14 protein-coding genes are annotated in these 15,739 nt (G+C 55.3%); 4 read left to right on the top strand and 10 right to left on the bottom strand.

Features of this window, described 5'->3' with window-relative positions:
- Window positions 1-9: 9 nt before the first annotated feature.
- From I6L74_RS14765 to cecR, 4 genes are read right to left on the bottom strand one after another with little or no spacing between them, the layout of a single operon-like run.
- Entirely contained in the window at window positions 10-1,143 is a 1,134-nt protein-coding gene (locus tag I6L74_RS14765) for an ABC transporter permease (RefSeq protein WP_059178575.1), read from the bottom strand.
- The gene (locus tag I6L74_RS14770) at window positions 1,133-2,872 is read right to left on the bottom strand and encodes an ATP-binding cassette domain-containing protein (RefSeq protein WP_059178574.1); all 1,740 of its coding nucleotides are present in this window, start codon (window positions 2,870-2,872) and stop codon (window positions 1,133-1,135) included. Before I6L74_RS14770 ends, I6L74_RS14765 begins: the two co-directional genes overlap by 11 nt.
- On the bottom strand, window positions 2,865-3,860 hold the full coding sequence (gene hlyD / locus I6L74_RS14775) for a secretion protein HlyD (RefSeq protein ID WP_059178573.1): 996 nt from the start codon (window positions 3,858-3,860) through the stop codon (window positions 2,865-2,867). The genes I6L74_RS14770 and hlyD overlap by 8 nt, the downstream gene beginning before the upstream one ends.
- Window positions 3,857-4,534 (bottom strand): transcriptional regulator CecR, encoded by a 678-nt coding sequence (gene cecR / locus I6L74_RS14780; RefSeq protein ID WP_059178572.1) that lies wholly within the window; start codon window positions 4,532-4,534, stop codon window positions 3,857-3,859. Before cecR ends, hlyD begins: the two co-directional genes overlap by 4 nt.
- Window positions 4,535-4,766: 232 nt before the next feature.
- Here cecR and rhlE point away from each other — a divergent pair, with 232 nt between their 5' ends.
- From rhlE to ybiB, 3 genes are all read left to right on the top strand, one after another.
- Window positions 4,767-6,155, top strand: a complete 1,389-nt coding sequence (rhlE, locus tag I6L74_RS14785; protein WP_059178571.1) for an ATP-dependent RNA helicase RhlE — start codon at window positions 4,767-4,769, stop codon at window positions 6,153-6,155.
- Between the two features lie 97 nt (window positions 6,156-6,252).
- Entirely contained in the window at window positions 6,253-8,430 is a 2,178-nt protein-coding gene (gene dinG, locus I6L74_RS14790) for an ATP-dependent DNA helicase DinG (RefSeq protein WP_059178570.1), read from the top strand.
- Window positions 8,431-8,494: 64 nt separating this feature from the next.
- Window positions 8,495-9,460, top strand: a complete 966-nt coding sequence (ybiB, locus tag I6L74_RS14795; protein WP_059178569.1) for a DNA-binding protein YbiB — start codon at window positions 8,495-8,497, stop codon at window positions 9,458-9,460.
- Window positions 9,461-9,578: 118 nt separating this feature from the next.
- Here the strand turns inward: ybiB and ybiJ are convergent, their stop codons facing one another.
- From ybiJ to mcbA, 3 genes are all read right to left on the bottom strand, one after another.
- Window positions 9,579-9,839 carry a DUF1471 family protein YbiJ gene (gene ybiJ / locus I6L74_RS14800; protein ID WP_059178568.1) on the bottom strand — a complete coding sequence of 87 codons (261 nt, stop codon included), beginning with the start codon at window positions 9,837-9,839 and terminating at the stop codon, window positions 9,579-9,581.
- 285 nt (window positions 9,840-10,124) lie between these two features.
- Window positions 10,125-10,391: a DksA/TraR family C4-type zinc finger protein gene (locus I6L74_RS14805; RefSeq protein ID WP_012016692.1), complete on the bottom strand. Its 267-nt coding sequence runs from the start codon at window positions 10,389-10,391 to the stop codon at window positions 10,125-10,127.
- A 138-nt stretch (window positions 10,392-10,529) separates the two neighbouring features.
- Window positions 10,530-10,787, bottom strand: coding sequence for a DUF1471 family periplasmic protein McbA (gene mcbA, locus I6L74_RS14810; protein ID WP_059178567.1), 258 nt, complete (start codon window positions 10,785-10,787; stop codon window positions 10,530-10,532).
- Window positions 10,788-11,028: 241 nt separating this feature from the next.
- On the opposite strand from mcbA, the gene rlmF reads away from it, so the two are divergent.
- Complete coding sequence (rlmF, locus tag I6L74_RS14815; protein WP_059178566.1) at window positions 11,029-11,946, top strand: 23S rRNA (adenine(1618)-N(6))-methyltransferase RlmF; 918 nt, start codon at window positions 11,029-11,031, stop codon at window positions 11,944-11,946.
- A 35-nt stretch (window positions 11,947-11,981) separates the two neighbouring features.
- Here rlmF and ybiO read toward each other — a convergent pair whose 3' ends face one another.
- The 3 genes from ybiO to glnP all read right to left on the bottom strand — a co-directional run bounded on the left by ybiO (window position 11,982) and on the right by glnP (window position 15,716).
- Window positions 11,982-14,195 carry a mechanosensitive channel protein gene (gene ybiO / locus I6L74_RS14820; protein WP_059178565.1) on the bottom strand — a complete coding sequence of 738 codons (2,214 nt, stop codon included), beginning with the start codon at window positions 14,193-14,195 and terminating at the stop codon, window positions 11,982-11,984.
- Between the two features lie 142 nt (window positions 14,196-14,337).
- Entirely contained in the window at window positions 14,338-15,060 is a 723-nt protein-coding gene (gene glnQ, locus I6L74_RS14825) for a glutamine ABC transporter ATP-binding protein GlnQ (protein WP_012016696.1), read from the bottom strand.
- Entirely contained in the window at window positions 15,057-15,716 is a 660-nt protein-coding gene (gene glnP, locus I6L74_RS14830) for a glutamine ABC transporter permease GlnP (RefSeq protein ID WP_012016697.1), read from the bottom strand. The genes glnQ and glnP overlap by 4 nt, the downstream gene beginning before the upstream one ends.
- Window positions 15,717-15,739: the final 23 nt, after the last annotated feature.

Here is a 15,739-nt window from a genome sequence, read left to right on the forward strand (position 1 = left end):
AATTTCCCCTTAATCCAGCCGCCGCTTGGTTTTCATCCATGTCAGACCGATAAACATCACCGCCGACGCCATTAAAAACAGAATATTGATCACTAACACCGACGGAATATTGCCCGCCAGAAACAGGCTTTGCAGCGTATTAACGAAATACCGCGCCGGGATGATATAGGTCACCGCACGGATAATCGCCGGCATGCTGTCAATCTGGAAAATAAACCCGGACAGCATAATCGACGGCAGAAACGCGGCGTTCAGCGCCACCTGCGCGGCGTTAAACTGGTTGCGGGTAATGGTCGAAATCAACAGCCCCATCCCGAGCGTGCTGAGCAAAAACAGGCTGGTGATCAGGAACAGCAGAATCAGCGAGCCGCGATAGGGCACGCCGAGGATAAACACCGACACCAGCATGCACAGCAGCATCGCCAGCATGCCCAGAAAATAGTACGGAATCAGTTTACACAGCAGCAGCTCCACGCGGGTGACTTCGGTCGAGAGCAACGCTTCCATCGTGCCGCGCTCCCATTCGCGGGCGATCACCAGTGAGGTCAGGATCGCGCCAATGACGGTCATGATAATCGTCACCGCGCCGGGGATGATAAAGTGCTGGCTGATCGCCGCCGGGTTAAACCAGTAGCGGGTTTGCACGTCGATCAGCGGTTCAAATTTTTCCCCGCGATCTTCCGCGCGCTGCATTTGCCACAGCTGCCAGATCCCCTCGGCGTAGCCTTGCACGAAGTTAGCGGTATTCGGCTCGCTGCCGTCGGTGATCACCTGAATCGGTGCGTCGGTATTTGCTCGCGCCATGTTGGCGGCAAAATCGACCGGAATGACGATCAGCCCGCGAATGCGCCCGGCCTGCATTTTCTGAACCAGTTCCTGCCGGTTATCGCTGATAGTGGCGTCGATATACGGCGAGCCGGTCAGGGCATGGGTAAAATCGAGCGCCTCTTCGCTCTGCTGTTCCAGCAAAATCCCCACCCGCAGCTTGCTGGAGTCGAGGTTAATGCCGTAACCGAAAATAAACAGCAACAGCAGAGGGATCACCACCGCAATCAACCAGCTGCTCGGATCGCGCACGATCTGCCGCGTCTCTTTGACGCACAGGGCGCGCACCCGGCGCCAGGATAAGCTTTTATGACTCACTGGCGTGCTCCTTATCCCAGTCATTGATAAGCGTGATAAACGCCTGCTCCATGGTGAGGTCCTGGTTGTCGTCATCAGCGGCCTGGGCTTTCAAATCGTCCGGCGTACCGTGCGCAATCAGCTTGCCGCGATAGACCAGCCCGATGCGGTCGCAATATTCCGCCTCATCCATAAAGTGGGTCGTGACCATCACGGTCACGCCTTTCTCGACCATGCTGTTGATGTGCAGCCAAAACTCACGGCGGGTGATGGGATCCACGCCGGAAGTCGGTTCGTCGAGAAACAGAATGTCCGGCTCGTGCATCAGCGAACAGGCCAGCGCCAGCCGCTGCTTAAACCCGAGCGGCAGCTCATCCGTCGCGTGCGAGGCAATGTTGGTCAGGCTAAACGCGTCGCTCATGCGGGCGATTTTCTCGTTCTGCGCTTTGCCGCGCAGGCCGTACACGCCGGAGAAAAATCGCAGATTTTGTTCAACGGTGAGGTTGCCGTACAGCGAGAATTTTTGCGCCATATAGCCCAGATGCTGGCGCGCTTTGCCGGAGCTGACCTTCAGGTCCATGCCCAGCACCAGCGCTTTGCCGGATGTCGGTACCAGCAGACCACACATCATTTTGAAGGTAGTGGATTTCCCCGCACCGTTCGGGCCCAGCAGGCCGAAAATCTCCCCGCGCTTGACCGCAAAATCCACGTGATCGGTCGCGGCAAAATCGCCGAATTTTTTGGTCAGGGCTTTCGCCTCGATCACCGTTTCACCGGGCGTGCCTTCAACCGTGTGCAAAATAGCGCCGAGCGGGGACTCTGACGTGCCCGCACCGCCGAGCAAATCAATAAAGGCATCTTCAAAGCGCGGGGCGGTTTCGGCCATATCGACAGGGGGCATACCTTGCGCATGGCGGATGTCGTCGGCAGTAGCCTCTTTCTTGAGGATCACCCGCACCGATCGCCCCTGAATCATGCCGTCGCTAACCTGCGGCAGTTTCAGTACCCGCTGCAACAATTTGCGGTTGGTTTCCGCCGGGCTGTGCAGTAAAAAACACCGTCCCGCCATCTGCTGCGTCAGCGCCGTTGGCTCACCCTGGTACAACAGCTCGCCTTCGTTCATCAACAGCACGTCGCGGCACTGCTCGGCTTCATCCAGATAAGAGGTGCTCCAGAGAATGAGCATCCCGTCGCCTGCCAGTTCGTGAACCATTTGCCACAGCTCGCGGCGCGAAATGGGGTCCACGCCAACGCCGGGTTCATCCAGCAGCAGTACTTTTGGCTCGCCGACCAACGTACAGGCCAACCCCAGTTTTTGCTTCATGCCGCCCGAAAGCTTGCCCGCCAGTCGTTCGGTGAACGGTCCCAGCGAGGTAAATTCCAGCAGCCGCGCAAACGTTGTTTTCCGCGTTTCGCCGGTTACGCTACGCAAATCAGCATATAAATTCAGGTTTTCCATCACCGTCAGGTCTTCATACAGACCAAATTTCTGCGGCATGTAGCCCATGATGGCGTGGAGCTCACTGTCGTTTTTTATCGGATCAAGCCCGAGCACGGTGGCGCTGCCTTCATCCGGTTTTAGCAGTCCGGCGAGCATACGCATGAGCGTGGTTTTCCCCGCACCGTCCGGGCCGACCAGCCCGGTCACGTAGCCTTTTTGCAACGTACAATTCAGGGGCGCAACGGCGGGTTTATCCATTCCCGCAAAGCGTTTTACCAGACTGTTGAGTTGGATAACCGCGTCATTCATGTCCTTCCCCATCATTGAATTTGACGGTGATTGGCATGCCCTGACGCAGCGCATCGTCGGCATCAGTCACGATAATCCGCAGACGATAAACCAGATCGGTACGCAGGTCCGGGGTCTCGACGGTTTTCGGTGTGAATTCAGCCGTCGGGGAAACAAACCCGATTTTGCCGTGATACGGCTTATCCGGACGGCCATCGGTATACAGCAATATTTCGCGTCCTGGCTGCGCCTGGCTGAGATTCGGTTCGTCAATATAGGCGCGAACCCACACTGGACGGGTCAGCGAAAGGGTCAGCACGGTGCTGCCCGCACTTAACATGCTGCCCGGCTCGACGGCGCGGGTCATCAGCATGCCGTTCGATGGCGCGACAAGCGTGGTATCGTGCAGATCCAGTTCCGCCTGCGCCAGCTGCGCCTGCGCCTGTTCGAGATTGGCTTTCGCCTGGGCAATATCCTGTGGGCGATTACCGGTGCGGTACTGACTCAATTTATCCTGGGCGGATTTGAGCGTTGCCTGGGCCTGATCGCGTGAGGAGCGGGCGTTCTCCAGATCGTTGGCGGAAATAGTGCGGCTTTTCCACAACCCCTGCTGACGGTTATAGAAGTTTTGCGAATAATCGTAGGCGGCTTTCGCCTGTTTGACGGCGGCTTCTGCCTGCGCGACCTCTTCGTCGCGGTAGCCCGCCAGCATCAAATCATACTGGGCCTGCGCCACCGACACGCTGGCTTTGGCCTGCATCAATGCGTTTTCATACGGAGCCTTATCAAGCTGACCGAGCAGTTGCCCACTTTTTACCGTATCGCCCTCGTCAACGGCGAGTGATTCCAGACGCCCGCCAACGCGGAAGCTCATATTGAGCGTGCGAATATCGACGTTGCCGTAAAGCGTAAGACCTCGATCCTGCTGGCTTTGATACCACAGCCAGCCGCCGATGCCGGCTGCCAGCAGAACGACTACCGCCAGTATGACCACGACAGGTTTTTTCATGACTCCATGCTCCTTAGCGTTAAACCGTGCAGGATAAGATCGAGATGACAGGTGATAACCTGGCTAATCTGCGCGGCTTTATCCTCATCAAATTGTGTCCAGCCAGTGCGTAACAAAATCGTTTCTCGTCCCAGGCGAAAGGCGAGGATTTCGCCGAGCAGCGCATGGGTGTGCAAAATGGTTTGCGTGTCGTTGGGGTCGCGTCCGGTATAGGCCGCGATCAGCCGAGTCAAATGGGTGTGCATCGGGGAGATGACCTGATCGTGTACCAGCTGATAGGCGGCCGTGGGCGAAAGTTGTTCACGTGAGATAAACTTACTGAGGTTCATCGTATCGTCATGGGTCAGCAGCCGAATCATATTGTTGCACGCGTCATGCAGCAGCCCACGAATGGCGGCGCGATCCGGCGATGGCGCGTCAAGCAGCGCCGTGGCGGCTTCAACGTGCGGGCGAAAATTGCTGCCAATGAAATCAGCAATAGATTGCGCGCAGGCGAGATACAAATCTTCTTTCGAACCGAAGTAGTACGGAATAGCCGCAATGTTTTGCCCGGCTTGTGCAGCGATGTCGCGTGTCGTGGCGTGCAGTCCGTATTCCCCGAACTGGGCTAACGCCGCCGCGATCAGCTGGCTTTTTGCCTGTTCCCCTTTGGTGGTGGTCGGTGTTGGATTCATCTCGTCATTAAAAGTTAATCAATCGATTGATTAAGATTATGTATAAATTTTCACCTTGTCCAGTCGGGTGGTGCAATATTTCGCTGAGGAATCACGGAGGGATATTTTATGCGCCGTGTCACAAAATCTGCTACACTCCGCACCTTCGTGACATTGTGGTTTTTGTCCTCTTCTATTCGTCTTATCTCCCTGAAAACTACACCTGTGACGGTCGGGGCGGTTCGGAGTTTTTATGTCTTTTGATACCCTTGGCCTGAACCCGGAAATTCTGCGCGCCGTCGCAGAACAGGGATACCTCGAGCCAACCCCGATTCAGCAGCAGGCGATCCCTGCGGTGCTTGAAGGCCGTGATCTGATGGCCAGCGCACAGACCGGCACCGGCAAAACGGCAGGCTTTACGCTGCCGCTGCTGCAACGTCTGGTGCAGAAAGAGCCGCACGCGAAGGGCCGTCGCCCGGTGCGTGCGTTGATCCTGACGCCAACCCGTGAACTGGCGGCGCAGATCGGTGAGAACGTGCGTGAGTACAGCCGCTATCTCGATATCCGCTCGCTGGTGGTTTTCGGCGGTGTGAGCATTAACCCACAGATGATGAAACTGCGCAGCGGCGTTGACGTTTTAGTCGCGACGCCAGGCCGTTTGCTGGATCTGGAACATCAAAACGCGGTCAAACTGGATCAGGTCGAAATCCTGGTGCTGGATGAAGCTGACCGTATGCTGGACATGGGCTTTATCCATGACATTCGTCGCGTGCTGGCGAAACTGCCCGCTAAGCGTCAGAACCTGCTGTTCTCCGCCACCTTCTCTGATGAGATCAAAGGCCTGGCAGAAAAGCTGCTGCGTAACCCGCTGGAAATTGAAGTCGCGCGTCGTAACACCGCGTCTGAACAGGTTTCACAGTACGTTCACTTCGTGGACAAAAAGCGTAAGCGGGAACTGCTGTCGCAGATGATTGGCGAAGGCAACTGGCAGCAGGTGCTGGTCTTTACCCGTACCAAACACGGCGCTAACCACCTGGCTGAACAGCTGAATAAAGACGGCATTCGCAGTGCGGCAATTCATGGCAATAAGAGCCAGGGGGCACGTACGCGTGCGCTGGCCGATTTCAAATCCGGTGACATTCGCGTGCTGGTGGCAACGGATATCGCCGCGCGCGGTCTGGATATCGAAGAGCTGCCGCACGTCGTGAACTACGAGCTGCCAAACGTACCGGAAGATTACGTGCACCGTATCGGTCGTACGGGTCGTGCTGCGGCCACCGGTGAAGCGCTTTCACTGGTTTGTGTCGATGAACACAAGCTGCTGCATGACATCGAACGTCTGCTGAAGAAAGAGATTCCGCGCATCGCCATTGACGGCTATGAAGTGGATAAGTCTATCAAAGCCGATCCGATTCAAAACGGTCGTCAGGGCGGCGGTGGTCGTGGACAGGGTGGTGGCGGTGGACGCAGCCAGCAGCCGCGTCGTTCCGAAGGCGGCGCACCGAAAGCGTCAGGTAAGCCTCCGCGTCGTAGCGGTGATGCAAAACCGGCGGGCGAAAACCCGTGGCGCAGCGGGGAAGCCAAGCCCGCAGGCGAAGGCCAACGCCGACGCAAACCGCGTAAACCTGCCTCCGCGCAGTAATCTGGAAGCCCGGCTCTGAAGCCGGGCTTTTCTTTTTGCGACAACGCCTCGAACGTGCCACAATAGTGGCTGTTTATACAGTATTTCAGGTTCCCCGATGGCTTTAACCGCTGCGCTCAAAGCGCAAATTGCCGCCTGGTATAAGGCGTTGCAGGAACAGATCCCCGACTTTATTCCCCGAGCCCCACAGCGACAGATGATTGCCGATGTGGCGAAGACGCTCGCCGGGGACGAAGGACGGCATCTGGCGATTGAAGCGCCGACCGGCGTCGGTAAAACACTCTCCTATTTAATTCCTGGGATCGCCATTGCCCGCGAAGAGCAAAAAACGCTGGTGATCAGTACCGCCAACGTGGCGCTTCAGGATCAGATTTACAGCAAAGATTTACCCCTGCTGCGCAAAATTATTCCCGAGCTGCGTTTTACCGCGGCGTTTGGGCGTGGGCGCTATGTCTGCCCGCGTAATCTGGCTGGGCTTGCCAGCAGCGACGCGACGCAGCAGGATTTGCTGGCGTTCCTGGATGACGATTTAACGCCAAACAATAAGGCCGAGCAGGATCTGTGCGCAAAGCTGAAAGTCGATCTCGACGGTTATAAATGGGACGGCCTGCGGGATCACACTGATAAGGCGATTAGCGACGATTTGTGGCGACGCCTGAGCACGGATAAAGCCAGCTGTCTGAACCGTAACTGTCACTACTACCGTGAATGTCCATTCTTTGTTGCCCGTCGTGAAATTCAGGAAGCAGAAGTAGTGGTCGCCAACCACGCGCTGGTGATGGCGGCGCTCGAGAGCGAAGCGGTGCTTCCCGATCCCAAAAATTTACTGCTGGTGCTCGATGAAGGACACCATCTGCCGGACGTGGCGCGCGATGCGCTGGAGATGAGCGCAGAGATCACCGCGCCGTGGTTCCGTCTGCAGCTCGATCTGTTCTGCAAACTGATTGCCACCTGCATGGAGCAGTTTCGCCCCAAAACGACGCCACCGCTGGCGGTGCCAGAGCGTCTTAGCGAGCATTGCGAAGAGGTCTACGCCCTGATTGCTTCGCTGAACGCCATCCTCCACCTTTATCTTCCTGCGGCTCAGCAGGCGGAACACCGCTTTGCGATGGGTGAGCTGCCGGATGAGGTGATGGAGATCTGCAAGCAGCTGGCGAAACTGCTGGAAAAATTGCGTGGCCTGGCTGAAATGTTCTTGAACGATCTCAGCGAGAAAACCGGTACCCATGACGTGGTGCGCGTGCATCGCGTGTTATTACAGATGAATCGCGCGTTAAGCATGTTTGAAAGCCAAAGCAAGCTGTGGCGCCTGGCCTCAATGGCGCAAGCGTCCGGCGCACCGGTCACCAAATGGGCGACGCGCGAAGTGAAAGACGGGCAAATCCATCTGTTCTTCCACTGCGTGGGCATTCGCGTGAGCGATCAGCTGGAAAAGCTGATCTGGCGCAGCGTGCCGCATGTGGTCGTGACGTCGGCGACGCTGCGTTCGCTGAACAGTTTCTCGCGTTTGCAGGAGATGAGCGGCTTAAAAGAGAAGGCGGGCGACCGTTTTGTCTCACTGGATTCGCCGTTTAACCACTGCGAGCAGGGCAAACTGATTATCCCAAAAATGCAATATGAGCCGCTGATGGAGCACGAAGAGCAGCATATTGCCGAAATGGCGGCCTATTTCCGCGAGCAGGTGGAGAGCAAGAAATATCCCGGCATGCTGGTGCTGTTCGCCAGCAACCGCGCCCTGCAGCTGTTCTTAACGTTTGTCACCGATCTGCGTTTGCTGCTGCTGGTGCAGGGCGATCAGCCGCGCTATCGGCTGGTCGAGGCGCACCGTAAGCGCATTGATAGCGGTGAACGCAGCGTGCTGGTGGGCTTGCAGTCCTTTGCGGAAGGTCTGGATCTGAAAGGCGATTATCTGACGCAGGTGCATATACACAAAATTGCCTTCCCGCCCATCGACAGCCCGGTGGTGATCACCGAGGGCGAATGGCTGAAAAGCCTGAATCGCTATCCGTTTGAAGTGCAAAGCCTGCCGGCGGCGTCGTTTAATTTGATTCAGCAGGTCGGGCGACTGATCCGTAGCCACGGCTGCTGGGGTGAAATCGTCATTTATGACCGTCGCCTGCTGACGAAAAACTACGGTCAGCGTTTGCTGAATGCTCTGCCGGTATTCCCCATCGAGCAGCCCGACGTGCCGGAAGTCAAAAAGCGTCCGACTCGCGTCGTTGCCGCGTCTAAAAAAAGTCCGCGTGCCCGTGGGCGTCGTCCCGCAGGTAAATAAAAACCTGTCGGCGAACGCTTCTTCGGGGCTATATTGTTAAAAAGATGTCGCCAGGAGAAATGTCGTGGATTATCGCAAAATTATCAAAGAGGTAGGACGCGGGAAAAATCATGCCCGCGATCTGGATCAGGAAACCGCCCGCGCGCTGTATACCCATATGTTGAATGGCGATGTGCCGGAGCTGGAAATGGGCGGCATATTGATTGCGCTGCGCATCAAAGGGGAAGGCGAAGCGGAAATGCGGGGCTTTTACGAGGCGATGCAGGCCCACACCCTGCAATTGACGCCGCCTGCGGGCAAGCCGATGCCGATTGTGATCCCCAGTTACAACGGCGCGCGTAAACAGGCGAACCTGACGGCGTTGCTGGCAATTTTGCTCCACAAACTGGGATTCCCGGTGGTGGTGCACGGAGTGAGCGCCGACCCGACACGCGTGCTGACCGAAACCATTTTTACCCTGCTCGGAATTGCGCCTACGCTTCATGCCGGCCAGGCTCAGGCAAAACTCGATGGGCCTCAGCCGGTTTATATCCCGGTTAACGCGCTGTGCCCGTCGCTGGAAAAACAGCTGGATATGCGCTGGCGCATGGGGGTACGTAACAGTGCGCATACGCTGGCGAAACTGGCGACGCCGTTCGCGGAAGATGCAGCGCTGCGTCTGTCCAGCGTGTCGCACCCGGAATATGTCACCCGTGTTGCCGGTTTTTTTGCCGATATCGGCGGCAGAGGGCTATTGATGCACGGAACGGAAGGGGAGGCGTATGCTAATCCGCAGCGCTGCCCGCAGATGACGCTGATCGACAGTGCTGGAACGCGTGTGGTGCTTGAGCGGGGGGAAGAAACCGCCGGGGAGATTGCGCTGCCGGAGGCCAAAGATCCTGCGACCACTGCCCGCTGGATTGAACGTTGTCTTGCGGGAAGCGAGCCGGTGCCTCACTCCCTCAAACTTCAAATGGCGTGCTGCCTGCTGGCGACGGGAGAAGTGGAATCCGTGGATGCCGGGCTTGCGCGTATTGCGCAGACATTTTAAGCAAAAAAAAGCCCGTCCAATCCAGGACGGGCAAACAAAGGGTAACAACAACAGGGTCAATGAGGGTTGGAGCAACTCGCCAGAGGGTTAGCGAGGGTCGAGCATTAAATCGTTTGGCTTACTGGTAAATGACTGCAGTGCCGCTGAGTTTGTTATTGGTGTTCGCAGAAGTGATGGTGTAACCACTTGCGCCAGCAGCAGAGGCTTTCGCAGCCAGTTTCGCTTCCAGACCATCCAGTGTGGTCGCGCCTTCAGCACTGACAACACCCATTTTATTCATGTTTTGTGCCTGAGCTTCAGTCACTGATTGTGCAGCGAACGCGCCAAAAGAAAGGGTAGTCAGGGCGATAGCGGCAACAGCATATTTAATGGTTTTCATAGGTAATCTCTCGCAGGTTGTTCTGTTAAGGGGACGATGTTCCGTCGATGTGATAAGTATCACGTTTTTTTGCGAAAGATAAAATCGAAGAGAATTGAAGGCATTGCTCAAAAAAATTGAATGACAAATAACTTATTGAATATTAATAAATTCATATCCCCGCTTTACCGTTCTTGCCGTTTCGCTTTACACAACACTCATCGAGGGCACATTTTGCTACGCGTCACGGAAAAAACCGTGAGCGTAAAGCTAAATGAGGGTGACTTTGTTTTAGGTAAAGAAGAGTCAGCGCAACTGGCTGTCTTTCGATCCTCTGCGATTATATCCTGAATGTGATGTATTTTTTGAATCTTTATTCTGCTGGCAGGTGATGCATAGCCGCACACCTGGCACGGCTTTACGCCGGGCTTCAGGGATGGGATCGCCGCATTCTTCGCATTCACACAAACTCTCACCCTGCGCTAATTCGCCGCGAACACGCGCAACAGCATCTTCAATAGTACTGTTGATCTGTTCGTTGACGGCGTCATCATTGGCCCAACCGGATGCCATGACAGTCTCCTCTTGCATGATAGACATTCATATAATGTAAATATGGGGTTAAAAAATAGACAGTCAAGGTGGGGGCAATAAGAACTGCATCTGTTGGGGGCAGATGCAGCTATGCGGGGTTAAAGCGTCGGTTAAATCTCATTTATAGATTGTGGCCGTGCCGAACATCCGGTTTTCACCGCCAGCAGAGTTGACCACAAATCCGCTTGCACCTTCATCTTTGGCTTTTTCTGCGAGTTTAGCCTGAAGGTCGTCAAGGTTTGCTGCGCCGGTGACGGAAACAGTGCCTGCCGGTCGAAGCTGTCCGGTATCGTTACGGGACAGGGACTCAGCTGACCAGGCGGATAACGAGGTCAGTGAACCGGCAAGAACAAGTAGTGTCAGGTATTTCTTCATAATCACATCCTCTGAATGACAACGGGTAATGCAGACTAAGTTTAGAAGTAATCCTGATGTGATTTAGCGCAAAAATTTGATGGTGATCTGCGTGTTTTTTGAACGATGTTTATTGACAAAATATTGACATATCATAGACATACAGGTTGCTGATTTTTGACGGATTATTGTGCGGGGAAGAGAGTTATTTACCGTTGCGCCGCCAGAGGGTATCTTACGCCGCTGTTAAAAGGAGAATACCATGACTGCCGAAAAGCCGGGATTACACCCGCGTAACCGCCACCGCAGCCGCTACGACATGAATGCCCTGTGTCAGAGCTGCCCACAACTGCAAGCGTTCATCGTGCAGACGCCTGCGGGTGAACCCTCAGTGAATTTTGCCGACCCGCTGGCGGTAAAAGCGCTGAACAAGGCGCTGCTGGCCCATTTTTACGGCGTTACGGAGTGGGACATTCCGGAAGGTTTTCTCTGCCCGCCTGTTCCTGGACGTGCTGATTACGTCCACCACCTCGCCGATTTGCTGGCGGAAGATAATGCCGGGATTATCCCTGCGCAAGCGACGGTGCTGGATATTGGCACGGGCGCGAATCTGATTTATCCGCTGATTGGTGTCGCGGAATACGGCTGGCGCTTTACCGGAAGTGAAACCGGGAAAGAGGCGTATGCCAGCGCAAAGGCGATCGTGAACGGAAACGAGGGGCTAACCCGCGCGATTCGATTACGTCGTCAGAAAGAGGCGTCTGATATTTTCAACGGCATCATTCATAAGAATGAAAGCTACGACGCCACGATGTGCAATCCCCCTTTCCATGACTCAGCCGAGACGGCCCGCGCGGGAAGCGAACGTAAGCGTCGCAATCTCGGCCAGGCAGAAGATGGTGCGCTGAACTTTGGCGGCCAACAGCACGAGCTGTGGTGTGAAGGTGGCGAAGTGGCTTTCATCGAGAAGATGATTGCGGAAAGTAAAGTGTTTGCCCGGCAGGTGAAATGGTTTACGACGCTGGTTTCTCGTGGCGATAATTTGCCGCCGCTGTACCGCGCGCTGACGGAAGTGGGTGCGGTAAAAGTGGTGAAAAAAGAGATGGCGCAAGGGCAGAAGCAAAGCCGCTTTATCGCCTGGACGTTTATGGACGACGCCAAACGCCGCAAACCGCTTTAATCATGATGTGCCGGGCGACAACGCCCGGCCTGTCGTTAAAGCGTCGGCTCCTGCGGTGGCGGAAGTGCGCCAGCAGGCGAGAGCACCTGATACGTCTGAACAGGTGTTCGCACTTCTGCCAGATCAAAGTGTTTCTTCACCATGCTGTCGAGCGCAAAGCGCACCGTCCACTGCTTCAGCGGTTGGGTAGTGAATGAGACGCGCAGCGTAAAGGCGGTATTGGTCAGCCCCACAATGCCTGCAAACGACGGTTCACCGATCACCAGTCCTCGGATATCCTCCATCTCCATCAGCTCCTCTACCGCCGATCTGAGCGCCTGTTTGGCCTTGTCTGCGTCTTCGTGACGATCCACGTCGTAATTTGCCACCACAGACCCTATACCCCGCACAAAGTTGGCGAAGGTGGTAATCGAAGACCACGGAATGATGTGATACGCGCCGGTGTCCTGCCGCACGCCAACGGATCGAATCGACATCCGCTCTACGGTGCCGGTTAATGGCCCAATGGTCACCAGATCCCCGGTGTTCATCCCGTTCTCAAACTGAATGAAAATACCAGTAATGATGTCTTTCACCAGCGTTTGTGACCCGAACGAGATCGCCAGCCCCAGTGCACCCGCACCTGCCAGCAGCGGCGCAATGTTCACGCCGATTTCGGACAGGACAATCATAATGGTGATGGTACTGATAATGACTGCCAGCGCATTGCGGAACAACGTGAGCAGCGTACGTGCCCGCGCGCTGGGCAGGGGACGCCCATGAATATCTGACACCAGCCGGTTCTCAATCAGGCTCGCTAAAAGCGTCCAGCCTACCGCCGAGAAGAACAGGATCAGCGCGATACGAATCAGGATATCGACGGTTTTCTCGCCCGCGCCGTTGTGCAGCCAGTTCCAGAAGTCAAACAGCCCCCAGGCGTTAAGCAAAAGCATGATGGACACACAAACCGTCAAAATACGCGCAACTTTCAATGACGCTGAGATCCAGCCGTTCACCCGTTTCTGCAATTCCGGATAATTTCGCTGAACCTGCGGAGAAAGCGTGACGGTTTTTGAAATCCAGCGCGACAGTAAACCCGACACAAACGCCGCAATACCCATAATCGCCAGGCTACGGAATGTAGCACCCATCATAAACTTCAGGCTGTTGCCCGGATCGAACAGCGAGAAGAAGCACAGCACAATAAAATAGGTGCTGGCGAGCCAGTGCCATATCAGCGCAAATGCGCGGATAAACAGGCTAAAGAACGAGAGCGAGCGATCGGCGAGATGTAATAGCCCGTCGGTGATGGCCTTTTTATTGTGAAAAATCAGGTACAACGCCCAGATGGTAATGCAGATCATGATAAGCACGTTGGCTAGCGCGCCAATCTGAACATTGACCTGGTTTGAGATAATGGGCACTGCGACCAGCAGACCATAACCAATCAGCCCACTGAGAATACTCAGGCGCAGCGCCCAATATTTTGCGTGCTCATCGCTGAGAGAGAAAGGCCGTAAATCCGGCACGCGTGGGCAAAAGAGTAAACGTAAGAGCGCTTTGAAGAATTCAATCAGGGCGAAGGCGTTAAGGAAGAGACTTTGCTGAAAGGCGATGGTGTGGTTGCCGGCATCAAGATTATCACTGAGGATCTGACCGACAAACAGCGTCAACGCCAGTAGCAACAAATCGATAATGAACGCCCCGGCAATCATCAGCGGTAAATGAAACCAGCTGCTCCTTTCCCGATTCTTTTTCCGTCCCCATTGCCCCATTTTTCGGTACAACGGCCAGGCGCACAGGCGCACCAGCCAGTAGAAGGCAAAGACCATCGCGGCCAGCATCAGAAAATGGCTTGCGGCGTTATTGAACGTCTGCGGATTAAAGGGCTTATGCGGGGAACCAATCAGATTGCGATAGAGCTGAGCGAAGCGTGCTGATAGCGCATCGCCATAATGACGACCCACATCGGTGACGTTTTCCAGCACGGTTTTTTGTTCAACTACGTCCGGCGGTGTGATTTTAGGGACCGGATCCTGCGGTGGCGTCGCGGCAACGGTGCGGAGCTGTTCGATCAGCTCCTGGCGGGAAGTGTCATTCTCCAGCACATCCGCGAGCGCACTGTAGGCGGCTTTCTTTTGTTCAACGTCAGGTTCAGGGGCTGGCGTGGTTTGCTGGGAGGTTGACGCGCCAGTGGTGACGCCCGGAATCGTGACCGCCTGCGCGGGCGCGCAGAACAGGCAAAACAGTAGCAGCAGGATCCACGGCACGGCGTACTCCGATGAAGAAGAAAATGTTCAGCAAAATGATAAGTATAGAAGGAACACGGGGGAGGGAAGTTTTTGGGAACAATCTGGCATTAAAAAAGCCGGGCGATAATAAGCCCGGCTTTGGAGGATTTTCGTGAAAATATCAGGAGACGTGCTGCAAGAATTCCTGCAAACGTTGGCTCGGCGGATTTTCGATCAGCGCCTGCGGATTGCCGTCCTCGGCAATGCGGCCTTTATCGATGAAAATCAGTCGGGAGGCCACTTTCTCGGCGAAGCCGATTTCGTGAGTCACGATCACCATCGTCATCCCTTCTTCTGCCAGATCCTGCATAACTTTCAATACTTCGTGACGCAGTTCGGGGTCAAGGGCGGAAGTGGGCTCATCGAACAGCATCATTTTCGGTTTAACCGCCAGCGCACGGGCGATCGCCACGCGCTGCTGTTGACCACCGGAAAGCTCAGAAGGATAGTGATGTGCACGCTCGGCAAGGCCGACTTTCGCCAGCAGCTCTTTCGCCAGTTTTTCTGCTGCCGCTTTGTTGGCTCCGCGCACGCGCAGTGGACCGAACATCACGTTTTCCAGCGCCGTCAGGTGCGGGAACAGATAAAACTGCTGGAACACCATACCCGCTTCCTGACGAATCAAACGCTCGTCCACTTTTGGGTCGTTCACTTTCAAACCATCGACAAACAGATCGCCGCTGGTGATCTCTTCCAGCTTGTTGATGCAGCGCAGCAGCGTTGATTTACCGGAGCCTGACGGCCCGATAATCACCACCACTTCACCCTGTTTGATATTCAGATCGATATCGTGCAGCACTTTCGTAGGGCCGAAATGCTTGGAAACGTTTTTAAATTCAATCACAGGATTTTCATCCTTCTTTCAAGACGGCGCAGAACAAAGCTCAGCAGCAGTGTAATAATCAGATAAACCACCGCAACGGCGCTCCAGATTTCCAGTGCGCGGAAGTTACCGGCAATGATCTCCTGGCCCTGACGGGTTAATTCAGCCACCCCGATAACGATAAACAGCGAGGTATCTTTGATACTGATGATCCACTGGTTGCCCAGCGGTGGCAGCATACGACGCAGCGCCAGCGGCAGAATGACGTGGCGAATGGTTTCGCGACGGGACAGGCCCAGCGCCAGACCGGCTTCACTAAAGCCTTTGTGAATCGACAGCACCGCGCCACGGGTGATTTCCGCAATATAGGCGCCGGAGTTGATCATAATGGTCACGACCGCTGCGCTGAACGGATCGATGCGCAGATCGTTAAACGCCATAGGCAGGGCAAAGTAGATAAACATGACCTGTACGACGATTGGCGTACCGCGGATCACTTCGATGAAAACCAGTGCGATGTGGTTTGCAATCCAGCCACCGTAGCTGCGAGCGAAACCGGCCACCAGACCGATAATCAACCCGCCAGCCAGACCGAGGACCGAAATCCACAGGGTCATTTTAGCGCCTTCAAGCAAGAGAGGAATGGCAGGCCAGATGGCGCTCCAGTCAAACTGCATGATAATTTCCTGTAACCGTGGTT

Origin of the sequence: Lelliottia amnigena (assembly GCF_019047465.1) — a bacterium.
GTDB lineage: Bacteria > Pseudomonadota > Gammaproteobacteria > Enterobacterales > Enterobacteriaceae > Enterobacter > Enterobacter amnigenus.